The 22,540-nt window shown below is 69.9% G+C and carries 23 protein-coding genes; 18 read left to right on the top strand and 5 right to left on the bottom strand.

What is annotated here, in order from left to right; translation table 11 throughout:
- Nucleotides 1-23: 23 nt before the first annotated feature.
- Genes pqqB through BLP73_RS05635 form a run of 5 tightly spaced genes read left to right on the top strand, consistent with a single transcriptional unit; the run spans nucleotide 24 to nucleotide 3,857 of the window.
- Complete coding sequence (pqqB, locus tag BLP73_RS05655; protein ID WP_090741168.1) at nucleotides 24-905, top strand: pyrroloquinoline quinone biosynthesis protein PqqB; 882 nt, start codon at nucleotides 24-26, stop codon at nucleotides 903-905.
- Entirely contained in the window at nucleotides 902-1,654 is a 753-nt protein-coding gene (gene pqqC, locus BLP73_RS05650) for a pyrroloquinoline-quinone synthase PqqC (protein ID WP_245686560.1), read from the top strand. Before pqqB ends, pqqC begins: the two co-directional genes overlap by 4 nt.
- Nucleotides 1,651-1,944 carry a pyrroloquinoline quinone biosynthesis peptide chaperone PqqD gene (gene pqqD, locus BLP73_RS05645; RefSeq protein WP_090741166.1) on the top strand — a complete coding sequence of 98 codons (294 nt, stop codon included), beginning with the start codon at nucleotides 1,651-1,653 and terminating at the stop codon, nucleotides 1,942-1,944. The genes pqqC and pqqD overlap by 4 nt, the downstream gene beginning before the upstream one ends.
- Complete coding sequence (pqqE, locus tag BLP73_RS05640; protein ID WP_090741164.1) at nucleotides 1,941-3,077, top strand: pyrroloquinoline quinone biosynthesis protein PqqE; 1,137 nt, start codon at nucleotides 1,941-1,943, stop codon at nucleotides 3,075-3,077. The genes pqqD and pqqE overlap by 4 nt, the downstream gene beginning before the upstream one ends.
- Before the next feature lie 3 nt (nucleotides 3,078-3,080).
- Entirely contained in the window at nucleotides 3,081-3,857 is a 777-nt protein-coding gene (locus BLP73_RS05635; RefSeq protein WP_090741162.1) for a quinoprotein dehydrogenase-associated SoxYZ-like carrier, read from the top strand.
- Here the strand turns inward: BLP73_RS05635 and BLP73_RS05630 are convergent.
- From BLP73_RS05630 to BLP73_RS05620, 3 genes are read right to left on the bottom strand one after another with little or no spacing between them, the layout of a single operon-like run.
- Complete coding sequence (locus BLP73_RS05630; RefSeq protein WP_090741160.1) at nucleotides 3,854-4,438, bottom strand: ABC transporter ATP-binding protein; 585 nt, start codon at nucleotides 4,436-4,438, stop codon at nucleotides 3,854-3,856. The genes BLP73_RS05635 and BLP73_RS05630 overlap by 4 nt on opposite strands.
- Nucleotides 4,428-5,210, bottom strand: coding sequence for an ABC transporter permease (locus tag BLP73_RS05625; protein WP_245686559.1), 783 nt, complete (start codon nucleotides 5,208-5,210; stop codon nucleotides 4,428-4,430). The genes BLP73_RS05630 and BLP73_RS05625 overlap by 11 nt, the downstream gene beginning before the upstream one ends.
- Entirely contained in the window at nucleotides 5,203-6,195 is a 993-nt protein-coding gene (locus BLP73_RS05620; protein ID WP_090741158.1) for an ABC transporter substrate-binding protein, read from the bottom strand. The genes BLP73_RS05625 and BLP73_RS05620 overlap by 8 nt, the downstream gene beginning before the upstream one ends.
- Before the next feature lie 169 nt (nucleotides 6,196-6,364).
- Between BLP73_RS05620 and BLP73_RS05615 the strand changes: the two genes are divergently transcribed.
- The 5 genes from BLP73_RS05615 to BLP73_RS05595 all read left to right on the top strand — a co-directional run bounded on the left by BLP73_RS05615 (nucleotide 6,365) and on the right by BLP73_RS05595 (nucleotide 10,599).
- Complete coding sequence (locus tag BLP73_RS05615; RefSeq protein WP_090741156.1) at nucleotides 6,365-7,072, top strand: response regulator transcription factor; 708 nt, start codon at nucleotides 6,365-6,367, stop codon at nucleotides 7,070-7,072.
- Nucleotides 7,072-8,235 (top strand): FIST N-terminal domain-containing protein, encoded by a 1,164-nt coding sequence (locus tag BLP73_RS05610; RefSeq protein ID WP_175453247.1) that lies wholly within the window; start codon nucleotides 7,072-7,074, stop codon nucleotides 8,233-8,235. The genes BLP73_RS05615 and BLP73_RS05610 overlap by 1 nt, the downstream gene beginning before the upstream one ends.
- Entirely contained in the window at nucleotides 8,225-9,547 is a 1,323-nt protein-coding gene (locus BLP73_RS05605; protein ID WP_090741154.1) for an ATP-binding response regulator, read from the top strand. Before BLP73_RS05610 ends, BLP73_RS05605 begins: the two co-directional genes overlap by 11 nt.
- Nucleotides 9,548-9,634: 87 nt before the next feature.
- Nucleotides 9,635-10,252: a hypothetical protein gene (locus BLP73_RS05600; protein ID WP_090741152.1), complete on the top strand. Its 618-nt coding sequence runs from the start codon at nucleotides 9,635-9,637 to the stop codon at nucleotides 10,250-10,252.
- Nucleotides 10,249-10,599, top strand: a complete 351-nt coding sequence (locus BLP73_RS05595) for a hypothetical protein (protein WP_090741150.1) — start codon at nucleotides 10,249-10,251, stop codon at nucleotides 10,597-10,599. The genes BLP73_RS05600 and BLP73_RS05595 overlap by 4 nt, the downstream gene beginning before the upstream one ends.
- A 1-nt stretch (nucleotide 10,600) precedes the next feature.
- Here BLP73_RS05595 and ubiB read toward each other — a convergent pair whose 3' ends face one another.
- Both ubiB and ubiE read right to left on the bottom strand, forming a co-directional pair.
- The gene (gene ubiB / locus BLP73_RS05590) at nucleotides 10,601-12,133 is read right to left on the bottom strand and encodes a 2-polyprenylphenol 6-hydroxylase (protein ID WP_090741147.1); all 1,533 of its coding nucleotides are present in this window, start codon (nucleotides 12,131-12,133) and stop codon (nucleotides 10,601-10,603) included.
- A 3-nt stretch (nucleotides 12,134-12,136) separates the two neighbouring features.
- Complete coding sequence (ubiE, locus tag BLP73_RS05585; RefSeq protein WP_090741145.1) at nucleotides 12,137-12,883, bottom strand: bifunctional demethylmenaquinone methyltransferase/2-methoxy-6-polyprenyl-1,4-benzoquinol methylase UbiE; 747 nt, start codon at nucleotides 12,881-12,883, stop codon at nucleotides 12,137-12,139.
- A 100-nt stretch (nucleotides 12,884-12,983) separates the two neighbouring features.
- Here ubiE and mutM point away from each other — a divergent pair, with 100 nt between their 5' ends.
- The 8 genes from mutM to gyrB all read left to right on the top strand — a co-directional run bounded on the left by mutM (nucleotide 12,984) and on the right by gyrB (nucleotide 22,474).
- Nucleotides 12,984-13,829 carry a bifunctional DNA-formamidopyrimidine glycosylase/DNA-(apurinic or apyrimidinic site) lyase gene (mutM, locus tag BLP73_RS05580; RefSeq protein ID WP_090741143.1) on the top strand — a complete coding sequence of 282 codons (846 nt, stop codon included), beginning with the start codon at nucleotides 12,984-12,986 and terminating at the stop codon, nucleotides 13,827-13,829.
- 68 nt (nucleotides 13,830-13,897) lie between these two features.
- Nucleotides 13,898-14,674 (top strand): enoyl-CoA hydratase, encoded by a 777-nt coding sequence (locus BLP73_RS05575; RefSeq protein WP_090741140.1) that lies wholly within the window; start codon nucleotides 13,898-13,900, stop codon nucleotides 14,672-14,674.
- 153 nt (nucleotides 14,675-14,827) lie between these two features.
- Nucleotides 14,828-15,097, top strand: a complete 270-nt coding sequence (gene rpsT, locus BLP73_RS05570; RefSeq protein ID WP_090741139.1) for a 30S ribosomal protein S20 — start codon at nucleotides 14,828-14,830, stop codon at nucleotides 15,095-15,097.
- Between the two features lie 538 nt (nucleotides 15,098-15,635).
- Nucleotides 15,636-17,036: a chromosomal replication initiator protein DnaA gene (gene dnaA / locus BLP73_RS05565; RefSeq protein WP_217630639.1), complete on the top strand. Its 1,401-nt coding sequence runs from the start codon at nucleotides 15,636-15,638 to the stop codon at nucleotides 17,034-17,036.
- A 92-nt stretch (nucleotides 17,037-17,128) separates the two neighbouring features.
- Entirely contained in the window at nucleotides 17,129-18,247 is a 1,119-nt protein-coding gene (gene dnaN / locus BLP73_RS05560; RefSeq protein WP_090741135.1) for a DNA polymerase III subunit beta, read from the top strand.
- Nucleotides 18,244-19,314 (top strand): DNA replication/repair protein RecF, encoded by a 1,071-nt coding sequence (gene recF, locus BLP73_RS05555; RefSeq protein ID WP_090741133.1) that lies wholly within the window; start codon nucleotides 18,244-18,246, stop codon nucleotides 19,312-19,314. The genes dnaN and recF overlap by 4 nt, the downstream gene beginning before the upstream one ends.
- The gene (locus BLP73_RS05550; protein ID WP_090741131.1) at nucleotides 19,311-19,946 is read left to right on the top strand and encodes a LysE family translocator; all 636 of its coding nucleotides are present in this window, start codon (nucleotides 19,311-19,313) and stop codon (nucleotides 19,944-19,946) included. Before recF ends, BLP73_RS05550 begins: the two co-directional genes overlap by 4 nt.
- A gap of 92 nt (nucleotides 19,947-20,038) precedes the next feature.
- Complete coding sequence (gene gyrB / locus BLP73_RS05545) at nucleotides 20,039-22,474, top strand: DNA topoisomerase (ATP-hydrolyzing) subunit B (RefSeq protein WP_090741129.1); 2,436 nt, start codon at nucleotides 20,039-20,041, stop codon at nucleotides 22,472-22,474.
- Nucleotides 22,475-22,540 lie beyond the last annotated feature (66 nt).

The raw sequence follows: 22,540 nt of genomic DNA, 5'->3' as shown, positions 1-22,540 counted from the left end.
TCTTTTCATCGGCAAGGGGCAAGATGCGGATCATCATCCTGGGCGCGGCGGCCGGAGGAGGGTTGCCGCAATGGAACTGCGGCTGCGGCAATTGCAACGCTGCCCGCGCAGGCCGCATCCCTTCGATGACGCAAAGCTCGGTCGCGATCAGCGCGGACGGCAAGGACTGGGCGATCCTGAACGCCTCGCCCGACATCCGCGTGCAGGTGCAGGCGACGCCGGCGCTGCATCCGACGGGCCTGCGGCAGATGCCACTGCGCGCGGTGCTGGTGACGAACGGTGACATCGACCATGTCGCCGGCCTTCTGACCCTGCGCGAGAGCCAGCCCTTCGAGCTGTTCGCGACGGCGGCCATTCACGAGGTGCTGGCGCAGAACCCGATGCTGGGCGCAGTGCGCGCCGATCTGGTGCCGCGGCGAGCCGTCGCGCTGGACGCGCCGTTCGAGCTGCTGCCGGGCCTCACGGCCGAGATCTTCGCCGTGCCGGGCAAGGTGCCGCTCTATCAGGAGGGCGAGGTGGTCGAGACCGGCCTCGTGGGCGAGACCACCGTGGGGGTCGAGCTGACCGCGAACGGCCGCCGGGCGCTCTATGTTCCCGGCTGCGCCGCGATGCCCGACTGGCTGGCCGCGCGGATCGAGGGCGCGGACGCGCTGTTCTTCGACGGCACCCTGTGGGAGGATGACGAGATGATCCGCATGGGTCTCGGCCAGAAGACCGGCCGCCGCATGGGACACATGCCGGCGACCGAAACGATGGACGTGCTTGCCGCCTCGGCCATCGGCCGGCGCATCTTCGTCCACATGAACAATTCGAACCCGCTGACGGACCCCGCCAGCCCCCAGACCGCGACGGCAGAGGCGCAGGGCTGGCAGGTCGGCCGCGACGGCATGGAGATCACGCTGTGAAGGACATCCAGGACGCCCCCCTTTCCCGCGACGCCTTCGAGGCCCGCCTGCGCGCCATCGGCGCCGAACGCTATCACGACCGCCACCCCTTCCACGGCCGCCTGCACGGGGGGCACTGCACCCCCGACGAGGTGCGGGCCTGGGTCATCAATCGCTGGATGTACCAGTCGCGCATCCCGATGAAGGACGCCGCCTTCATGTCCCGCGTCGAGGACCCGGACCTGCGCCGCGCCTGGCGCAAGCGGATCGAGGACCATGACGGCGGCACCGCCGAGGGCGGCGGCATCCGGCGCTGGCTGGCCCTCGCACAGGCGGTCGGGTTGGACCCGGACTATGTCGCCAGCGGGGTCGGGATCATGCCGGCGACCCGCTTCGCCGTGGACGCCTATGTCCGCTTCGTGCGCGAGATGCCCCTGCTGGACGCCGTGGCCGCCAGCCTGACCGAGCTGTTCGCGCCCAAGATCCACGCGCAGCGGATCGAGGGGCTGCTGGCGCATTACCACTTCGCCGACGATTCCAGCCTTGCCTACTTCAAGAAGCGCCTGACCGAGGCGCCCGAAGACGTGAAGTTCGGCCTCAACTACGTGCTGACCCATGCCAACACGCTGGAAAAGCAAGACGCGGCGGCAGCGGCGCTGACCTTCAAGACGGACGTGCTCTGGGCGCAGCTCGACGCGCTGTGGCACGGCTATGTCGAGGGCAACATCCCCCCCGGCGCCTGGCGCCCCGGCGAGGGCATGGCGCGATGAGCCACCTGATCGCCCCCGCGGACATTCCCTACCTGCCCCGCGGCGTGCGGCTGGCCGAGGACCGCGTCCGCGGCATCCGCGTCCTGCAGGCGCCCGAGCGGGCGATGCAGCTGGACCCCATCGGGGAAGCGATCCTGACCGAGCTGGATGGCACCCGCTCGCTGGCCACCATCGCCAGCGACCTCGCCGCCCGCTACAATGCCCCCGAGGACCAGATCGCCTCGGACATGCGCGACTTCCTGACCGGGCTGATCGAGCGGCGCATGGTGTTCCTGAAGGAGGCCGCATGAAGGACCAGCAGGACCAGCCGCGCGATCTGGACGGCAACCCCGTCACCCCCGGCCTGCCCATGGCGATGCTGGCCGAGGTGACGCATCGCTGCCCCCTCGCCTGCCCCTATTGCTCGAACCCGGTCGAGCTGGTGCGTGCGGCGGGCGAGCTTCCGGCCAATGATTGGGGCCGCGTCTTCCGCGAGGCCGCCGCGCTCGGCGTGCTGCAGGTCCACATCTCGGGCGGCGAGCCGGGGGCGCGACGCGATCTGGCGCAGATCGTCGCCCATGCGCGGGATGCGGGGCTCTACGTCAACCTCATCACCTCGGGCATCGGGATCACCAAGGCGCGACTTCAGGAACTGGACGCGGCCGGCGTCGATCATGTCCAGCTCTCGCTTCAGGGAATCCGCCCCGACATGGCCGACCGGATCAGCGGGCATCCGGGGTCTTGGGACAAGAAGATGGGTTTCGCGGACTGGGTCACCGAGATCGGCTTTCCCCTGACCATCAACGCCGTCGTCCACCGCCAGAACATGGAGCGCCTGCCCGACATGCTGGAGCTGGCCGAGCGTCTCGGCGCCCGGCGGATCGAGGTGGCGACCGTGCAATTCCACGGGTGGGCGGACCTGAACCGCAAGGCGCTGATGCCGACGCGCGAGCAGGCCGTCTTTGCCCGGCAGATCGTCAACGACGCCCGCATCCGCCTGCGTGGGCGGATGGTCATCGACTACGTGCCCGCCGACCATCACGCGGCTTATCCCAAGGCCTGCATGGGGGGCTGGGGCTCCATCGGCCTCAATGTCGGGCCGGACGGGACGGTGCTGCCCTGCCATGCCGCGCAGTCGATCAAGTGGATGCGCTTCGAGAACGTGAAGGAGCGCAGTCTGTCGGACATCTGGCACCTGTCGGACAGCTTCAACGCCTTCCGCGGCACCGCCTGGATGCCCGAGCCGTGCCAAAGCTGCGCGCGCAAGACCGTCGATTTCGGCGGCTGCCGCTGCCAGGCGATGGCGCTGGCCGGGGATGCGCGGGCGACCGATCCGGTCTGCTCGCTTTCGCCGCTGCATGCCGAGGTTGTCGCCGCCGCCGAGGCGGATGCGGCCGCCGACACCGCCGAGTTCATCTATCGCCGAATGTCCAAGGGAGGATAAGCGATGAGACCCCTGCTGACTGCCGCGCTGTGCCTGTGGGCCGTGCCCGCATTCGCGCAGGAGAACCCGTTACTGCCCTCGCCCACCTGGGACGACCTGCGCGTCTCGGTCCTCGGGCTCGAGGCCGAGCCGCCGCAGGACGCGGGCGTGCTGGACCTGACCGCGCCCATGCGCGCGCATGAGGCGGCCATCGTGCCGGTCCACCTGCTGCAGCCGCAGGGCGCGCCCGAGATCCAGAGCCTCAGCCTGATCGTGGACGAGAATCCCGCGCCTGTCGCCGCCGAATACGCGTTCGGCGACGCGATGATGCCGCTCGATTTCGAGGTGCGGCTGCGGGTGGACGGCTATTCGGGCGTTCGCGCCATCGCGACGCTGCAGGACGGCGCGCCGGTCATGGCGGGGCGCTTCGTGAAGGCGGCGGGCGGATGCTCGGCCCCTCCGGGCCGCGACATGGCCGAGATGCGGCAGGTCATGGGCCAGATGCGCTGGCGCAGCACCGCCGAGGACGGGCGTCAGATCGGAACGCTGATGATCCGGCATCCGAACTTCTCGGGACTCCAGCGCGACCAGCTAACGCTGCTGCCGATCCCCGCGCATTTCATCGACCGGCTGGAAGTGCGCCAGGGGGATGAGCTGCTCTTCACCATGAGCGCCGGCATCTCGGTCAGCGAGGACCCGGTCTTCCGCTTCGCCTACCAGCCGAACGGCCAGCCGATCCATGTCCATGTCGAGGACACGAACGGCAACATCTGGGACCAGAGCTTCGATCAGGCCAGCTAGCCCAGCACGGCCGGGCTTCCCGCAAGCCGCAGCGCGGTCGCGCCAAGCCGCGCCGCCTCGGCCGGATCATGCGTGACCAGCACCAGCCCGGCGCCGCTGCGCGTCAGCAGCGCCTCGGTCAGGTCCAGCATCCGCGCGCCGGTGTCGGCGTCGAGGCTGGCGAAGGGCTCGTCCATCAGCAGGATGCCCGGATCGGTCGCGAAGGCGCGGGCCAGCGACAGGCGGCGCTGCTGGCCGAGCGAAAGCTGGCGCGGAAACTTCGCCTCGTGCCCGGCCAGCCCGACCTCGGCCATCAGCGCGCGGGCGCGGGCGGGGGTCGCGCCGGTGGTGAGGGTGATGTTCGCCTCGGCCTGGCGCCACGGCAGCAGCGTCGGCTCCTGGAAGACCAGCGCCAGCCGCTCGGGGGCCGTCAGCCGGCCATCGAAGCTGCGATCGAGGCCCGCGAGGATGCGCAGCAGCGTTGACTTGCCGATGCCCGACGGGCCGAGCAGCGCGACCCGCTGCCCCCGCGCGACGCTCAGCGTCAGCGGCCCCAGCACCGGCTGGTTGCCGAAGGACTTGGCGCGCAGCTCAAGCCTCATCGTGCCGCCAGCGGTTCGCGCCGGCCTCCCACGGGCGCAGGATCGACAGGTCGATCGCCAGCATCACCGCGACGAAGGCCAGCGCCCAAGCCAGGACGCCCGCCACGTCGAAGCTGGAGAAGAGGAGGTGAATCTTGAAGCCGACCCCGTTCGAGCGGCCGAGAAACTCAACCACCAACACGATCTTCCAGATCAGCGAGATGCCCGCCCGCGCCGCCGCCGCCAGATGCGGCGCGAGCTGCGGCAGGATCACGTGGCGCAGCCGCGCCAGCGGCGACATGCGGAAGGCCCGCGCCATCTCGTCCAGATCGGGACGCAGCGCCCGCGCCCCCTCGCGCAGCATCACCGTCACCAGCGGGATCTTGTTCAGCGCGACGGCCAGGATCGCGGCCGTCTCGTTGAGCCCGATCCAGATGTAGCAAAGGACAATCACGACCAGCGCCGGGATGTTCAGCAGGATGACGAGGCCGGGGTTCAGCCAGTGGTCGGCCGCGCGCGAGCGCCCCATCCAGAGACCCAGCACCCCGCCCAGCACCATCGCGATGCCGAAGGCGGCCGCCACGCGCGAGAGGGTCATGCCGGCATGGAACCACAGCTCGCCGCTTACGGCCAGCGCCTGCACCCGCAGCGCCACCGCCAGCGGCGAGGGCATCCGGCGCGCGTTCTCCGCCAGCTCGGCCGCGACCGCCCACAGCGCCAGAAGTGCCAGAACCGACAGAAGGCCGGGGATCAGGCCGGGGCTGCGGCGCAGGAAGAGGGGGCGGTCACTCACCTTGCCAGAACAGCCCCTCGGGCAGCGCGTCGAGGCCGCCGGTCAGCTCGTCGCCGCCAAGCTCGGCCATCAGCGCGAAGAGATCGGCCGCGTCCCCGGCATCGACCGGCCCCTCGGGCGGGATGCCGGCCAGCCAGCCGTCGCGCAGCGCCTCGAACTCGGCGTCGGTGGCGGCATTCATCATCGGGCGCAGCTCGTCCCACGCGGCGGGATCGGTGGCCAGCAGCTCCTTGGCCTGCCGCGAGGCCCGGGCCAGCCCCTGCGCCCGCGCCGGGTTCGCCTCGATCCAGCTGTCGCGGAAGACATAGCCCAGAAGCGGCGTGTCGGGGGACAGGCCGAGCGTCTCGGCCGCCTCGGCCGTGGTCGCGATCTGGCGCATCCCGGCCGCCTGCATCTTGGCCGAGAAATGCCAGAAGTTGATCGCGCCGGCGACCTCGCCCGTCTCGGCGGCGTTCTGGATGATCGGCGGGGCGCCATAGACCTGCTGCGTCACCTCGGCCAGATCGCGCCCCGTCTCTTGCCGGTGAAGCGCGCGCAGGATCAGCCAGCTCTTGTCCAGCGGCCCGCCGGCGATGCCGATCGCCTGCCCCTCCAGATCGGCCAGCTCATGGACCGCGCTGTCGGCCGGCACAACCACTCCGCCGACCGAGGTGGAATAGGGCCAGAAGGTCAGCCCCGCCCCTGCCCCGCGCTGCATCGCCACCCAGAACCAGTCCGAGACGATTGCGTCCACCTGCCCGCCCAGCATCGCGACCTGGGTCGCCTGCGCGCCGGCGAAGGGCAGGACCTCCAGCCGGAAGCCGTTGGCGTGGTCGAGCCCGCGCGCCTGGATCGTCTGAAGCTCCCAGTTGACTGTGCCGTTCTCCTGCACGCCCACGGTGACGACCGGCAGCAGCGCGGCCGGATCGGCATCGGCCCGGCCGGCCACCGCCAGAACCGCCAGCGCAAGGGCCAGCGCGAAGCCGCTGCGGCGCGTGATCGACATGAACCCTCCCGTGCCTGTCGCGCTGCCAGCGTGGCATGGCGCACCTTCGCTCACAACGTCCCGATCATGCGACTTTCGTCGCATCATCCGCTTGCTTTGTCTGCCGAGGCTTCTACACTTGGCTTTGACGCCGGCGGAGGGGATCGCGCGCGTCACAGGGAGGATAGCCATGACCGCAGCGGCCAGAGAGGTGCGCGCGACGTCGTCACAGCGAGCCACCGCCGACCAGGTCCGAGAAATCCTGATCGTCGACGATCATCCGCTGATGTGCGACGCGCTGGCCCTGACGCTGAAGATCAGCTTCGGCCTCAAGAATGTCCGCACGGCCCGCAGCCTTGCCGCGGCGCTGGAGCAGATCCGCACGCAGGGCGCCCCGGATGCCGTGATCCTCGACCTGAACCTGCCCGACGCGCGCGGGGCCGAGGGGATCGTGACGCTGCGCCGGCAGCTGCCGGACGTGCCGATCACAATGATCTCGGCCGATCTGGAGGGCGCGATGATCTCGGCCGCGATGGCGGCGGGCGCGCAGGGCTACATCAGCAAGTCCCTCTCGCGCGAGGCGCTGGTCGACAGCCTGCGCCGCATGTGGGAGGGCGAGCACGTCACCCCCGAGGGCTATGAGCCGAGCCAGGACAGCGCCGAGGACGAGGCGCGGGCCGAGCTGGCGCGGCGCTTTTCGTCCCTGACGCCGCAGCAGATGAAGATCCTGCGGCTGATCTGCCAGGGCAAGGCAAACAAGGAGATCAGCTACGAGCTGTCCATCGCCGAGGCGACGGTGAAGACCCACATCACCGCCATCATGTCCAAGATCAACGCCCGGCGCCGCACGCAGGCGGTGCTGCTGGCCAACTCGATCCGGCTGTTCGAGGCCGGGTGATGGATACCGGCCCGGCTGTGAAGGAGGGCACCGTCGGGCCGGTGGCCGTGCAGGCCGACCGCGGCGAGGCCGACATGGCCCCGATCCTGCTGGCCGGCCTGCGCGCCGTAAATCCCGCCATCGTGCTGGTCTTCGGCGCCAAGGGCGAGGAGCTGGCGCAGCTTCATGCGCGGCTGGCGCCCGGACTGCCGGCGGACTGCGTGATCGCGGGCTGCTCCTCGGCGGGCGAGATCGGGCCGCGCGGCTACGCCTCGGGCAGCGTCGTTGCGATCGGCTTTCCCGCCCGCCATTTCCGCGCTGCCGTGCTGACCCTGCCGGACCTGTCCGACCTGCCGGTCTCGGACTGGATGAACCGGCTGCGGCGGCTGCACCGCGATTTCGCGCCCGACCCGCGCCGCTCGCTCTTCGGGCTGCTGCTGGTAGACGGGATCGCCGGGCAGGAGGACGTGCTGGTCGCCGCCCTCGACGCGGCGCTGCCCTCGGTCCCCGTCCTCGGCGGCTCGGCCGGCGACGGGCTGGACTTTCGCGAGACCTGGCTGCTGGCGGGCGGGCAGGTCTTTTCGGACGCGGCGGTCTTCCTGCTGGTCGAGACCGACCTTGAGGTCAGCGAGATCACCTTCGCCCATTTCAGCCCGAGCGACGTGCGCGCCGTCGTCACCGCCGCCACCCCCGAACGCCGCCGCATCCTGGAGCTGAACGCCGAGCCGGCGGCCGAGGAATATGCCCGGCTGATCGGCGTCCGGCCGGACGAGCTGACCCCGGCCGAGTTCGCCCGCCGGCCGCTGCTGATCCGCACCGGCCGCCGCTTCCACGTCCGCGCCATCAGCGCCGTGACCGAGGACGGCGGCCTGTCGCTAATGTCGGCCATCGACACCGGCACCGTTTTGACCCTCGGCCGGTCCGAGGACATGACGCAGGGCATGGCCGAGGCGCTGGCCGCCCTGCCCCGCCCGCCGCTGATGGTGCTGGCCTTCGACTGCATCCTGCGCCGCCTCGCGCTGGAGCGCGCGGGCCTGGCCGAGACGATGTCGCGCATCTACGCGCAGCATCGCGTGGCCGGCTTCAACACCTATGGCGAGCAGCACAGCGGCATGCATGTGAACCAGACCTTCGTCGGCCTCGCCTTCATGGACCCAGGCAACGCGGCGGCCCATGCTGCGTGAGGACGACCCGCCCGAGCGGCAGGTCGCCAAGCTGGACAAGATCAGCCGCGTCCTGATCGACCGGCTGGACCGGCTGGAGGACTCGCGCGGCTCGGCCTGGGCCATGTTCCAGGCCGCCGTCGCGCTGGAGCAGGAGGTGCAGGCCCGCCGGCGCGAGCTGGAGCAGGCGATGGCGGACCTCTCGCAGCGCAACCGCGAGCTGGCCGTCGCCCGCGCCGCCGCCGAAGAGGCGAACCGCTCGAAGACCCGGTTCCTGCGCGCGGCCAGCCACGACCTGCTGCAACCGCTCTCGGCCGCGCGGCTGTTCCTGGCGGCGCTGAACGACACCCCGATGACCGAGTTCCAGCAGGAGCTGACCGGCCGCCTGTCGGACGCCTTCGAATCGGTCGAGCAGCTGATGCATGCCGTCCTCGACATCTCGCGCCTCGACAGCCAGCGGATCGAGTTCAACCGCCAGCCGGTGCCCCTGGGCGAGCTGTTCCGCCGCCTCGCCGCCGAATTCGCCCCCGTCGCCGAGGCCAAGGGGCTGCGCCTGCGCTTCGTGCCGACCCAGCAGATCGTCGAGAGCGACCCGGTCTTCCTGCGGCGGATCGCGCAGAACCTGGTGTCGAACGCGCTGAAATACACCCATCGCGGCGGCGTCGCCGTGGGGGCGCGGCGGCGGGAGGGCATGTGCTGGCTGACGGTCTACGACACCGGGGTGGGCATCCCTGCGGTGGACCGCAACCGCATCTTCGACGAGTTCCAGCGCCTGTCGAACGACAACGGCGCGCCGGGCATGGGGCTGGGCCTGTCGATCGTGCGCCGCGCCTGCGCGAAGCTCGGCCATCCGATCAGCCTCAGCTCCGAGGCGATGCGCGGCACGGTCTTCCGCGTCGGCCTGCCGATCGTCGAGGGCGACGCGGCGCCCCGGCCGGTGGCCGCCGAGCCGGCCCTGATGCGGCTGCGCGGCCGCGTCGCGCTGGTGGTCGAGAACGATGCCGAGATGCGGCGCGGCTACCAGATGATCCTGCGCGACCGCTTCGGCATGGTCCCGCGCCTTGCCGGCGGCACGGCCGAGGCGCTGGCGACCATGGGCGAGGAGCCGCCCGACGTGATCCTGGCGGACTACCATCTCGAGAACGGCGACACCGGCACGGCCTCGATCGAGGCGCTGCGCGCCGCCTCGGACCGGTGGGTGCCGGCGGTGATGATCACCGCCCATCGCGACCCCGAAATCGCGCGGACCTGCGCGGCGATGGGGGTGCATCTTCTGGAAAAGCCCGTGCGGCCGGCCGACCTGGCCGAGATCCTTGCCCGGCTGCTGGCCTAGGACAAATGGTGGAGAGCCGCGCGGCCGGGTCTTGCGGGCCGGCGCCGGGGCGGCATCATGGTCCGCGCGACGATGGGAGGACAATCGATGCGACAGGTGTTTCGGGCGGCAGGACTTGCCGCCGCCATGCTGCTGGCGCCGCTGGCCGCAGGGGCGGGCGAGGCGGGCGATGCGGTCTTTGCCGAGCGCGGGCCGTGGCAACTGGGCGATGAGACGATCGCGTGGGAGCTGGATCTGGAGGGTCCGGCGGCCGAGGGCTTCCGCCCCGTGGCGGACGGACGCCTGACGCTGGCCGAGGCGGTCGATCCCTCGGACGGCCAGCCCGTCCTCGAGATGACGCGCGAGGACGGCACGCGCAGCCGGCGCATCGGTCCCTTCCCGGCCTCGGGCGGCGATCCGGTCCTGACCTATTTCCTCGAGCAGACCGCCCGCGACATGGCGACGATGACCGGCGGCAATCCCCACTACATCCGCAACCGCATGAAGGACGCGCTGTTCCGCGGCGGCAGCCTGACGCAGCAGGACGGCGCCACCCTGGCCGAGTTCACGCCCTTCGCCGAGGACCCGAACGCGGCGCGGATGGGCGGCTTCGAGAGCCTGACCATGACCTTCGTGATGACCGACCCAACCGAGCCGATCCGCGAGCTGCGCGCCGAGACCGCACCGGGCGGACCGGGCTATCGCAGCAGCCTGGTGCTGCAGTGAGCCGAGCGGTCCCGGCCGCCGCCGCCCTCGCGGCGGCGCTTGCGGCGGCGGCGCCCGCGGGGGCGCAGGCGGTGAACGACTATCCGACGAACGCGCGGGCGGAATACGTCTTCGCCTGCATGGCGACGAACGGGCAGACGCGGGACTTCCTCGACCGCTGCTCCTGCGCGATCGACCGGATCGCCGAGGTGCTGCCCTATCAGGACTATGTCGGCGCCGAGACGATCCTGAGGATGCGGCAGACCACCGGCGAGCGGTCGGGCATGTTCCGCTCGATGCCGCAGCTGGGCGAGGACGTGGCCGAGCTGCGCCGCGCCGAGGCCGAGGCCGAGATCCTCTGCTTCTGAGCTAGATCAGCATCCCGATCACGATGCCCGAGGCGATGCCGAAGCCCGCCGCCAGCCACGGCACCGCGCGGCTGCGGGTCCTGATGATCGCGATGCGCGCCTCTTCGGGATGGGCACGCTCGTAGAGCGCGTTCTCGACGATCTGCGGCAGCAACGGGCCGTAGCGCCCGATGGTCTGCGCGACGCGGCGCATGTCGTGGACCGCGGCCTTCGGGCCGATGCTGCTGCGGATGTAGTCCGTCACGACGGGCTTGGCCGCGTCCCAGATGTTCAGCTGCGGATCGATCGAGCGGGCGACCCCCTCGACCACCACCATCGTGCGCTGCAGCAGGATCAGCTCGGTCCGGGTCGGCATGCCGAAGCGCTCGGTCACCTCGAAGAGGTAGGACAGCAGGTTCGCCATACTGATGCGGGTCGCATCGGCGCCGAAGATCGGCTCGCCCACGGCGCGGAGGGCGCGGGCGAAGGCGGCCTCGTCGCGGTCGCGGGGGACGTAGCCCGCCTCGAAATGGACGCGGGCGACCAGGCGGTAGTCGCGCTGGATGAAGCCGTAGAGGATCTGGGCATAGACCCGGCGGGTATATTCGTCGATCTCGCCCATGATGCCGAAGTCATAGGCGATGATGTCCCCGTTCGCGGCGACCTTGAGGTTGCCGTGATGCATGTCGGCATGGAAGAAGCCGTCGCGCAGGGCGTGGCTGAGGAACAGCTGGATCACCCGCCGCGCCAGATGCGCGGTGTCGTGGCCGGCGGCGATCAGCCCCTCGCGGTCGCCCATCGGCAGGCCCTCGGCCCAATCGGCCGTCAGCACGCGCCGCGAGGACAGCGCCCAATGCGGCAGCGGCACCTGGAAGGTCGCGTCGTCCTTGGTGTTCTCGGCGAATTCCGAGGCGGCGGCAGCCTCGAGCCGCAGGTCCTGCTCGCCCGTGACGACCGATTCGAAGTGCCGCACCACGTCGCGCGGGCGCAGCCGGCGCACGCCGGGCAGCAGCACCTCGATCATCTGCGCGCCGAGGTGGAAGGCGTCGATGTCGCGGCTGAAGGCGCGGCCGATGCCGGGGCGGACGACCTTGACGGCGACCTCCTGCCCCGTCTCGCGCACCCGCGCCCGGTGGACCTGGGCGATGGAGGCGGCGGCGACCGGCTCGGAGAACTCGCTGAAGAGCTGGTCCACCGGCGCGCGCAGCTCGGCCGCGATCACCTGCCGGGCGGTGGCGGTCGGGAAGGGCGGCAGCCGGTCTTGGAGCATGCGAAGCTGGCCGGCCAGCTCGACGCCCACCACGTCGGCGCGGGTGGACATGATCTGCCCGAACTTGATGTAGGCCGGCCCGAGCGCCGTGATCGCGCGCGTCAGCGGCGGCAGGGTCGGATCGCCCTTGTAGCCCAGCCAGCGGAAGGGCCAGCCCAGCACCCGCGCGGCGAGGCGCAGGCGGATGGGCGCGTCCACCGCGTTCAGCACCGCCTCCATGGCGCCGGTGCGCTCGAACGTGGCGCCCGTGCGGATCAGCCGCAGGATGTTGTGGGGTCCGCGCAAGGCCTAGAGCTTCCAGCCGGAATGCAGCGCGGCGATGCCAAGCGAGAGGTTGCGGTACTGCACGCGGTCGAAGCCCGCCTCGCGGATCATCTGCGCGAAGCCTTCTTGGTCGGGGAAGCGGCGGATCGATTCGACGAGATACTGGTAGCTGTCGCGGTCGCCCGTCACCGCCTGCCCCATCGCCGGGATCACGTTGAAGCTGTAGCGGTCATAGGCCCATTGCGCCGCCGGCACCGGGATCTGGCTGAACTCCAGCACCATCAGCCGGCCGCCCGGCTTCAGGACGCGGTAAGCCTCGGCCAGGGCGTCCGGGATGCGGGTGACGTTTCGGATGCCGAAGCTGATCGTGTAGCGGTCGAAGCTGTTCTCGGCGAAGGGCAGCGCCATCGCGTCGCCGGTGACCCAGGCCAGCCGGTCGGCCTTCTCCACCGCCTCGGCGCGGTTGCGCCCCTCGACCAGCATCTGCTCGGTCATGTCGCAGACGGTGACGCGGGCGCCGGGGGCGCGGTCGAGGAAGCGGAAGGCGACGTCGCCCGTCCCGCCCGCCACGTCCAGCAGGTGCTGGCCGTCGCGCGGGGCCAGCCAGTCCATCAGCGCGGCCTTCCACAGCCGGTGGACGCCCCCGCTCATCAGGTCGTTCATGACGTCGTAGCGCGAGGCGACGGAAGAGAAGACCCCGTGGACCAGCCCGGCCTTGGCATCCTCGTCCACGGTCCGGAAACCGAAATGGGTCTGTCTGCTGTCCGTCATGCGCTTGCCGTTTTCCCGTTCCGTTGCCAGATAAGCCCGGCCCGCGCCCGGCACAATGGCCGGGGCAAGCGCGGGGCACAATGCGACGAAAGGGACCGGGTTGCCAGAACTGCCGGAAGTCGAGACGGTGCGGCGGGGCCTGCTGCCGCATCTGGAGGGCGCGCGCATCGCACGCGCCGAGGCGCGCCGCCCCGACCTGCGCTGGCCCCTGCCGCCCGATCTGGTGCAGGTGCTGACCGGGGCGCGGGTGACGGCGCTCCGGCGGCGGTCGAAATACCTGCTGGCCGATCTTGACCGCGGCGGCACGGTGCTGTGGCACCTCGGCATGTCGGGGCGCATGCTGATCGAGGGCCAGGCGCCCGGCGATTTTCACCGCGATCCCGCGATCCTGCCGCGCCACGACCACGTCGTGCTGGTGACCGAGGCCGGCACGACCATCACCTTCAACGACGCCCGCCGCTTCGGCATGGTGGACCTGATCCGCGAGGGGCAGAGCCATCCGCTGCTGGACCATCTCGGCCCCGAACCCTTCGATCCGGGCTTTGACGCGACCTATCTGGCGGCGGCCTTCGCGGGGCGCCGGGCGCCGGTGAAGCAGATCCTGCTGGACCAGCGCATCGTGGCGGGCCTTGGCAACATCTATGTCAGCGAGGCGCTGTTCCGCGCCGGCATCGACCCCCGCCGCGCCGCCGGCCGCATCGGGGCCGCGCGCATCGCCGCGCTGGTCGGCCATATCCGCGACGTGCTGACCGACGCGATCGCCGCCGGCGGCTCGTCCCTGCGCGATCACCGGCAGGCCACGGGCGAGCTGGGCTATTTCCAGCACAGCTTCCGCGCCTATGACCGCGCGGGCCTGCCCTGCCTGCGCGAGGGATGCCGCGGCGAGGTGCGGCGCGTCGTGCAATCCGGCAGGTCCAGCTTCTACTGCCCTGCCTGTCAACGCTGACGCATGGATTCCGCCCGCGCATGCTGCTAGGGTCCGCGCCATTGCAACGGCAACGAGGGCCTGAGCCTATGGCTTACGAAACCATCATCGTGGACATCGAGGACGAGGTCGCGCTGATCCGGCTGAACCGACCCGAAGCGCTGAACGCGCTGAACGCCCAGCTTCTGGACGAGTTGTCCGCCGCGCTCGCCGATGCGGACCGCAACGACAAGGTGCGCTGCATCGTCCTGACCGGCAGCGAGAAGGCTTTCGCCGCCGGCGCCGACATCAAGGAGATGTCCACGAAATCCTATGTCGATGTCTATGACGCCGATCTCTTCGGCGCGCAGATCGACGCCATCGGCCGCGTGCGCAAGCCGATCATCGCCGCCGTCAGCGGCTACGCCTTGGGCGGCGGCTGCGAGCTGGCGATGGTCTGCGACTTCATCATCGCCGCCGACACCGCCAAGTTCGGCCAGCCCGAGATCAACCTCGGCGTCGTCGCCGGCATCGGGGGCACGCAGCGCCTGACGCGCCTCATCGGCAAGTCCAAGGCGATGGACATGAACCTCACCGGCCGCTTCATGGACGCCGCCGAGGCCGAGCGCGCGGGCCTCGTCAGCCGCGTCGTCCCCGCGGCCAAGCTGATGTCCGAGGCGATGGCCGCCGCCCGCAAGATCGCCGAGAAATCGCAGATCGCGACCAAGACGGTGAAGGAGGCGGTGAACCGCTCCTACGAGACGACGCTGCGCGAGGGCCTCCTGTTCGAGCGCCGGGCCTTCCACGCCCTGTTCGCGACGGAAGACCAGAAAGAGGGCATGGCCGCCTTTCTCGAGAAGCGCGAGGCGCAGTTTCGCGACCGCTGATTCCCGCTTCCCTTTCCTGCCGGGTTGCCGTATAGGCCCCGGCTACATGCGCGTGGGCCCGCTTAGGCAAGAATCGAGTCCGTCCCTTTCCGGGGCCGGAGCCTTGGGTCTTTTGCGCGAACCGAACAACGCTGAAGACACAAGGAGCCTCTCATGGCCAACACGCCCCAGTCCAAGAAGCGCGCCCGCCAGATCGAGCGCCGCACCGACGTCAACAAGGCCCGCCGCTCGCGCATCCGCACCTTTATCCGCAAGGTTGAGGAAGCCATCGCTTCCGGCAACGCCGACGCGGCGAAGGAAGCCCTGCGGATCGCCCAGCCCGAGCTGATGCGCGGCGTCACCAAGGGCGTCGTCCACAAGAATACTGCATCGCGGAAAATCTCGCGCCTTGCGGCCCGCGTCGGCGCCCTCGGCCAGGCCTGATCGGGACGGGCGCAGCCGCGTCCGCAGCCAGCAAAACCGGCCTTCTTGAGGCCTTCCGGAACGACGGGCGCATGCTTCACGCATGCGCCCGTTGCCATTGCCGCAGCTGCGAAAACTTCTTAATAAACCGTTAAAAAACAGCCCTCTGGTGTTTTTCTGCAACGGACTCAACCAGCTCGCAGATTCGAATCCGTTAACACTCTGTCAAGCTCATAGTTCGGTTGCAGCCCCGCCGTGGCAGGCGCTAGTTTCCTCCTTGCGATTCACGTCGCATGGGGGGCCGAGCCTTCGAGCAGTCTGCGGACTTTTCGAAAACCCGGCCATGTAAGCTGTGATTTTTTCACATTCGCCCTCGGAAAAGGGGCTGTCGGCTGCCACCGACCGCCACATGCTCCGTTTTGGCGACACCGAAGGGCGATGCCCCGACATGCGGCCGCTTTGGCTGCAGGGGCGTCCTGTTCGCTGCACCCCATGCGGCACATGATCTGGCCGCCGGATGAACCGGCGGGGTTGGGGACAGGCACGGGAAATGAGGCAGATGATGGACGGTATCTGGGGTCGGGCTTGCGCCGAACTTGAGCAGAGCGTTGGACCGAACAACTACAACCACTGGATCAAGCCCCTGCGTCTGACCTCGATCGAGGACGGCGCCGCCCGCCTCGCCAGCCCGACCCGGTTCATCTCGGACTGGGTGAACCGGCACTTCGCCAAGGAGATCGTCTCGGTCCTGAACCGCGCCGGCGCCGAGGTCGAGCGGCTGCGCTTCGAGATCGGCGCGCCCGCCGCCCGCCTGCGCGAGGACGCACCCGCCGAGGCCGCGCCCGCCGATGATGCCCCCGCCGCGGCTCCGGCCCGCACCGAACGCGCCGCGCCCGCGACGACCCGCGCCCCCCGCGCCGAGTTGGGCGCCCCGCTGGACCCGCGCTACACCTTCAGCAACTTCGTGGTCGGCAAGCCGAACGAGTTGGCCCATGCCGCCGCCCGCCGCGTGGGCGAGGGCGGACCCGTCGGCTTCAACCCGCTGTTCCTCTATGGCGGCGTCGGGCTTGGCAAGACGCACCTGATGCATGCCATCGCCCATGACTTCCAGGCGCGTCATCCGGTCGCGCAGGTGCTCTATCTCTCGGCCGAGCAGTTCATGTACCGCTTCGTGCAGGCCCTGCGCGAAAGCACGATCATGGACTTCAAGGGCATGTTCCGGAACGTGAACATGCTGATGGTCGACGACGTGCAGTTCATCGCCGGCAAGGACAGCACGCAGGAGGAGTTCTTCCACACCTTCAACGCGCTGGTCGATCAGGGCAAGCAGATCGTCATTTCCGCCGACCGCGCCCCGGCCGAGATCAAGGGGCTCGAGGAGCGGATCAAGTCGCGTCTCAGCTGCGGGCTGATCGTGGACCTGCACCCGACGACCTACGAGCTGCGCCTCGGCATCCTGCAGTCCAAGACCGACAGCTTCCGCGCCCAGCAGCCCGATGTCGAGATCGGCGCTGGCGTGCTGGAATTCCTCGCCCACCGCATCAGCACCAACGTCCGCGTGCTGGAAGGTGCGCTGCAGCGCCTCTTCGCCCATGCCAGCCTTCTGCGCCGCGAGATCACGCTGGAGCTGGCGCAGGAATGCCTGGCCGACATCCTGCGCACGAACGACCGCAAGGTCAGCATCGACGACATCCAGCGCAAGGTGGCCGAGCATTACAACATCCGCCTGGCCGACCTCATCGGCCCGAAGCGCGCCCGCAACGTCGCCCGGCCGCGCCAGATCGCGATGTACCTGGCCAAGCAGATGACCAGCCGGTCCCTGCCCGAGATCGGGCGCCGCTTCGGCGGGCGCGATCACACGACGATCATGCACGGCGTCAGGAAGATCGACGAGCTGATGGTCGAGGACACCAGCTTGGCCGAGGACGTGGCCGTGCTGAAGCGGCTGCTCGAGGCCTGATCCCGCTCACGAAAATCTTGTGACCGCTCGCGCGGGCGGTTACACATCAGGTCCGACGCAAGGCCGGGTGGTACAAGGGGCAGGGAAAGCAGATGAAATTCTCGATCGAGCGTGCCGTTCTGGTCAAGGCCGTGTCTCAGGCCCAGTCCGTCGTCGAGCGGCGCAACACCATCCCGATTCTGGCCAACGTCTTGATCGAGGCCAAGCCCGAGGGCGTCAGCTTCCGCGCCACCGACCTTGACACCGAGGTCGTGGACAAGGCCGCAGCCCAGGTCGAGCGATCCGGCGCGACCACCGTCAGCGCCGTGATGCTGAACGAGATCGCGCGCAAGCTGCCCGACGGGGCGCTGGTGCAGATCAGCAGCGACGACGCGACCGGGCGTCTTGCCGTGCAGGCCGGGCGGTCCTCCTTCAGCCTCGCGACCCTGCCGCGCGAGGATTTCCCCGTCATGGCCTCCAGCGAGTACAGCGCCAACTTCCGGGCTCCGGCCGGCGTGCTGCGGCGGCTCTTCGACAAGTCGAAATTCGCGATCTCGACCGAGGAAACGCGCTACTACCTCAACGGCGTCTACATGCATGTGGCGCAGTCCGACGGCAGCCCGGTGCTGCGCTGCGTGGCGACGGACGGGCACCGGCTCGCGCGGATCGACGCGCCGCTGCCGGCGGGCGCCGACGAGATGCCGGGCGTGATCGTCCCGCGCAAGACCGTGGCCGAGCTGCGCAAGCTTCTGGACGATGACGAGGCGGACATCGCCGTCTCGGTCAGCGAGACCAAGGTGCGCTTCGCCACGCCCACGATCACCCTGACCTCGAAGGTCATCGACGGCACCTTCCCCGATTACAGCCGCGTCATCCCCATGCATAACGGCCGCAAGCTCGAGGTGGATGCCAGCGACTTCGCCCGCGCGGTCGACCGCGTCGCCACCGTCAGCAGCGAGCGGTCGCGCGCCGTGAAGCTGTCGCTGGACCAGGACCGGCTGGTCCTGTCGGTGAACGCCCCCGATGCCGGCGCGGCCGAGGAGGAGCTGATCGTCGCCTATGCCGACGAAACGCTCGAGATCGGCTTCAACGCCAAGTACCTGCAAGAGATCGCCAGCCAGGTCGACCGCGACAACGCGGTGTTCCTGTTCAACGGCTCGGGCGACGCCGCGCTGATCCGCGAGGGCAGCGACGAAAGCGCGGTCTATGTCGTCATGCCGATGCGCGTGTGACGCTGCATCGCCTGTCGCTGGCGCAGTTCCGCTCGTGGCCTCGGCTCGAGCTTGATCTGGACGCCCGGCCGCTGGCGATCTTCGGGCCGAACGGGTCGGGCAAGACCAACATTCTCGAGGCGGTCTCGATGCTGGCCCCGGGCCGGGGGTTGCGCGCCGCGCCAGCTCCCGAGCAGGCGCGGCAGGGCAAGGACGCCGGCTGGCGCATCCGCGCCTCGCTTGGCGATCACCGGGTCGAGACGACGGCGCCGCCCGGACAGCCCCGCAGCGTCGGCATCGACGACAAGCAGGTCGCGCAGACGGCGCTGGCGCGGCTGGTGCGCGTCGTCTGGCTGGTGCCGGCGATGGACCGGCTCTGGACCGAGGCGCCCGAGGGGCGGCGGCGGTTCCTCGACCGCCTGACCCTCAGCCTGATGCCCGACCATGCCGACCACGCGCTGGCCTATGACAAGGCCATGCGCGAGCGCAACCGCCTGCTGCGGGACCAGATCACGGACCCCGGCTGGCACCGCGCGCTGGAGGCGCAGATGGCCGAGGCCGGCGCGGCCCTCACCCGCAACCGGCAGGACGCGCTGGCGCAGGTCATGGCGGCGCAGGAGGCTGGCGCCTTTCCCGCCGCCCGCCTGACGCTGCTGGCGGGCGAGGGGCAGGCGGACGATCCGGACCCTGCCAGCATCGCCGAGCGGCTGGCCGCCATGCGCCCGCGCGATCTGGCGGCGGGGCGGACGCTGACCGGCCCGCACCGGGCCGATCTGGGGGCGCATTGGGGGCCGCAGGACATGCCCGCCGCGCTTTCCTCGACCGGCGAGCAGAAGGCGCTGCTGCTGTCGCTGATCCTCGCCAATGCCCGCGCGCTGTCGGACCAGCCGGTGCTGCTGCTGCTGGACGAGGTGGCCGCGCATCTGGACGCGGACCGCCGCGCCGCGCTCTACGACCTGATTTGCGCCCTGCCGGCCCAGAGCCTTCTGACCGGCACCGGGCCGGAGCTGTTCTCGGACTTCGGCCCCCGCGCCCGGGCGCTGCGGGTCGCAAAGCTGGACGGCGCCTCGCGGGTCGAGGACGTATGAGCCTCGGGCCCGACTCGATCTGGCTCTATGCCGGGGCGCTGGTGGCGATCTGGCTGACGCCGGGGCCGGTCTGGGTCGCCATCATGGCGCGCGGCCTCTCGGGCGGGTGGGCCGGGGTCTGGCCGCTGGCGCTTGGTGTCGCCATCGGGGACATGCTCTGGCCGCTGATCGCCATCTTCGGCCTGTCGCTTGTCGCGGGCGCGCAGGCCGAGATCCTGGCGGTCCTCCGCTGGATCGCCGTTCTGGTCTTCACCGGCATGGGCATCGCGCTGATCCGCCATGCCGGCCGTCCGCCGGACACCGACAGCCGCCTGACGCGCGCCGGAGGCTGGGCAGGCTTTTCCGCCGGCCTCATGGCGATCACCGGCAACCCCAAGGCGGCGCTCTTCTACGTCGGCGTCCTGCCGGGCTTCTTCGACATCGCCCGGCTCGGCCCGCCCGACATCGGCATCATCGTCCTGATGTCGGGCGCCATCCCCTTCGCGCTGAACCTCGGCATGGGCGGGGCGCTGGCCCTGGCGCGGCGGCGGCTGGCAACGGCGGCGGGGATGCGGCGGATGAACCTCGTCTCGGGCTGGCTTCTGGTGGCGGTCGGCGCAGCGATTGGCGCAAGCCAGCTTCTGGCCGGCTAAATGCGCGAAAGATTGCGAAAAACAGGGCCGCTGGCGTGACTTTCCCTGCCCGGATGGCTATATCGAAGGGGCAAGAACAGGAAATCCCACGCATGAGCGAAGCCGCAGCGCAACCCGCCGAATACGGCGCCGATTCCATCAAGGTTCTGAAGGGGTTGGAGGCCGTCCGGAAGCGGCCCGGCATGTATATCGGCGACACCGACGACGGCTCGGGCCTGCATCACATGGTCTACGAGGTCGTGGACAACGGCATTGACGAGGCGCTGGCCGGTCATGCCGACTTTGTGCGCGTGAAGATCCATGCCGACAACAGCGTCAGCGTGCGCGACAACGGCCGCGGCATCCCGGTGGACCTGCATGTCGGAGAGGGCGTCAGCGCGGCCGAGGTCATCATGACCCAGTTGCATGCGGGCGGGAAGTTCGACCAGAACAGCTACAAGGTCTCGGGCGGGCTGCACGGCGTCGGGGTCTCGGTGGTGAACGCGCTCTCCGACTGGCTGGAGCTGCGCATCTGGCGCAACGGCAAGGAACACTACGCCCGCTTCGAGCGCGGCGACACGGTCGAGCACCTGCGCGTGGTCGGCGATGCCCCCGACCAGAAGGGGACCGAGGTGCGGTTTCTTGCCTCGAACAAGCAGACGGACCCGAACGGGACCTTCAGCAACCTCGACTACGTGTTCAAGACGCTGGAAAACCGCCTGCGCGAGCTGGCCTTCCTGAACAGCGGCGTCCGCATCATCCTGGAAGATGAGCGTCACGCCGAGATCCAGAAGACCGAGCTCTTCTACGAGGGCGGCGTGCGCGAGTTCGTGAAATATCTCGACCGTTCGAAGACCTCGGTCATGCCCGAGCCGATCTTCATCACCGGCGAGAAGAGCGGCATCGGCGTCGAGGTCGCGATGTGGTGGAACGACAGCTACCACGAGACGGTGCTGCCCTTCACCAACAACATCCCGCAGCGCGACGGCGGCACGCATCTCGCCGGCTTCCGCGGCGCGCTGACCCGCGTGATCGGCAAATACGCGCAGGACAGCGGCATCGCGAAGAAGGAGAAGGTCGATTTCACCGGCGACGACGCGCGCGAGGGGCTGACCTGCGTGCTGTCGGTGAAGGTGCCCGATCCCAAGTTCTCCAGCCAGACCAAGGACAAGCTGGTCTCGTCCGAGGTCCGCCCCGCGGTCGAGGGGCTGGTGGGCGAGAAGCTGGCCGAGTGGTTCGAGGAGAACCCAGCCGAGGCGCGCCAGATCGTCGGCAAGATCATCGAGGCGGCGCTGGCCCGCGAGGCTGCGCGGCGCGCGCGCGAACTGACGCGGCGCAAGACGGCGATGGATGTCGCCTCACTGCCCGGCAAGCTGGCCGACTGCCAGGAGAAGGACCCCGCGCTCTCCGAGCTGTTCATCGTCGAGGGTGACTCCGCGGGCGGGTCCGCCAAGCAGGGCCGCTCGCGCCAGAACCAGGCGGTGCTGCCCCTGCGCGGCAAGATCCTGAACGTCGAACGCGCCCGCTTCGACCGGATGCTGAGCAGCGACCAGATCGGCACGCTGATCACCGCGCTCGGCACCGGCATCGGCCGGGACGAGTTCAACCTGAACAAGTTGCGCTACCACAAGATCGTCATCATGACGGACGCCGACGTTGACGGCGCGCATATCCGCACGCTGCTGCTGACGTTCTTCTTCCGGCAGATGCCCGATCTGATCGAGGCCGGGCACCTCTACATCGCGCAGCCGCCGCTCTACAAGGTGGGGCGCGGCCGGTCCGAGGTCTACCTGAAGAACGAGGCCGCACTCGAGGATTACCTCATCCAGCAGGGGGTCGAGGGCGCCAGCCTGCGGCTCGGCTCGGGCGAGGAGATTACCGGCCGCGATCTTGCCCGGGTGGTCGAGGAAGCCCGCACCGCCCGCCGCATCCTGCGCGCCTATCCCACGCATTACCCGCCGCACATCACCGAACAGGCCGCCGTCGCCGGCGCGCTCGTGTCGGGGCGGCTGGACAACGACGCGCAGGGCGTCGCGGATGTCGTCGCCAAGCGGCTGGACATCATCGCCGAAGAGTACGAGCGCGGCTGGCTCGGCCGGCCGACGCAGGATGCCGGCATCCGGCTGTCCCGCACCCTGCGCGGCGTCGAGGAGACGCGCAGCCTCGACGGCCAGATGCTGCGCAGCGCCGAGAGCCGTCGCCTTGGCGAGATGACGCAGGCGCTGCAAGAGGTCTACGGCCAGCCCGCACGCCTTGTCCGCAAGGACCGCGAGCAGGCGATCCACGGCCCCTTGGCGCTGCTGCAGGCGATCTTCCTGGAGGGCGAGAAGGGTCTGTCGCTGCAACGCTACAAGGGCCTCGGCGAGATGAACCCCGAGCAGCTGTGGGAGACCACGCTGGACCCTGGCGCGCGGACGATGCTGCAGGTGCGGATCGAGGATGTGGCCGAGGCCGAGGATCTGTTCACGAAGCTCATGGGCGACGTGGTCGAGCCGCGGCGCGAGTTCATCCAGCAGAACGCCCTGAACGTCGAGAACCTCGACACCTGACACCTGACACCGGGAACAGGCGACGTTGCGCCGGTGCAACATCGCGGGTATTTATATGTGCAGTGC

The sequence above is a fragment of the Paracoccus tibetensis genome, from assembly GCF_900102505.1.
Taxonomy (GTDB): Bacteria; Pseudomonadota; Alphaproteobacteria; order Rhodobacterales; family Rhodobacteraceae; genus Paracoccus; species Paracoccus tibetensis.
The sequence above is the reverse complement of the archived record's forward strand: the minus strand, read 5'-3'. Positions and strand labels throughout refer to the sequence as shown.

What these genes read in the sequence shown, in the direction of transcription:
- pqqB (WP_090741168.1), top strand. Translation starts at nt 24, where the DNA reads ATGCGGATCATCATCCTGGGCGCGGCGGCCGGAGGAGGGTTGCCGCAA.
- pqqD (WP_090741166.1), top strand. Translation starts at nt 1,651, where the DNA reads ATGAGCCACCTGATCGCCCCCGCGGACATTCCCTACCTGCCCCGCGGC.
- pqqE (WP_090741164.1), top strand. Translation starts at nt 1,941, where the DNA reads ATGAAGGACCAGCAGGACCAGCCGCGCGATCTGGACGGCAACCCCGTC.
- BLP73_RS05635 (WP_090741162.1), top strand. Translation starts at nt 3,081, where the DNA reads ATGAGACCCCTGCTGACTGCCGCGCTGTGCCTGTGGGCCGTGCCCGCA.
- BLP73_RS05630 (WP_090741160.1), bottom strand. Translation starts at nt 4,438, where the DNA reads ATGAGGCTTGAGCTGCGCGCCAAGTCCTTCGGCAACCAGCCGGTGCTG.
- BLP73_RS05620 (WP_090741158.1), bottom strand. Translation starts at nt 6,195, where the DNA reads ATGTCGATCACGCGCCGCAGCGGCTTCGCGCTGGCCCTTGCGCTGGCG.
- BLP73_RS05615 (WP_090741156.1), top strand. Translation starts at nt 6,365, where the DNA reads ATGACCGCAGCGGCCAGAGAGGTGCGCGCGACGTCGTCACAGCGAGCC.
- BLP73_RS05610 (WP_175453247.1), top strand. Translation starts at nt 7,072, where the DNA reads ATGGATACCGGCCCGGCTGTGAAGGAGGGCACCGTCGGGCCGGTGGCC.
- BLP73_RS05605 (WP_090741154.1), top strand. Translation starts at nt 8,225, where the DNA reads ATGCTGCGTGAGGACGACCCGCCCGAGCGGCAGGTCGCCAAGCTGGAC.
- BLP73_RS05600 (WP_090741152.1), top strand. Translation starts at nt 9,635, where the DNA reads ATGCGACAGGTGTTTCGGGCGGCAGGACTTGCCGCCGCCATGCTGCTG.
- ubiE (WP_090741145.1), bottom strand. Translation starts at nt 12,883, where the DNA reads ATGACGGACAGCAGACAGACCCATTTCGGTTTCCGGACCGTGGACGAG.
- BLP73_RS05575 (WP_090741140.1), top strand. Translation starts at nt 13,898, where the DNA reads ATGGCTTACGAAACCATCATCGTGGACATCGAGGACGAGGTCGCGCTG.
- rpsT (WP_090741139.1), top strand. Translation starts at nt 14,828, where the DNA reads ATGGCCAACACGCCCCAGTCCAAGAAGCGCGCCCGCCAGATCGAGCGC.
- dnaA (WP_217630639.1), top strand. Translation starts at nt 15,636, where the DNA reads ATGATGGACGGTATCTGGGGTCGGGCTTGCGCCGAACTTGAGCAGAGC.
- dnaN (WP_090741135.1), top strand. Translation starts at nt 17,129, where the DNA reads ATGAAATTCTCGATCGAGCGTGCCGTTCTGGTCAAGGCCGTGTCTCAG.
- BLP73_RS05550 (WP_090741131.1), top strand. Translation starts at nt 19,311, where the DNA reads ATGAGCCTCGGGCCCGACTCGATCTGGCTCTATGCCGGGGCGCTGGTG.
- gyrB (WP_090741129.1), top strand. Translation starts at nt 20,039, where the DNA reads ATGAGCGAAGCCGCAGCGCAACCCGCCGAATACGGCGCCGATTCCATC.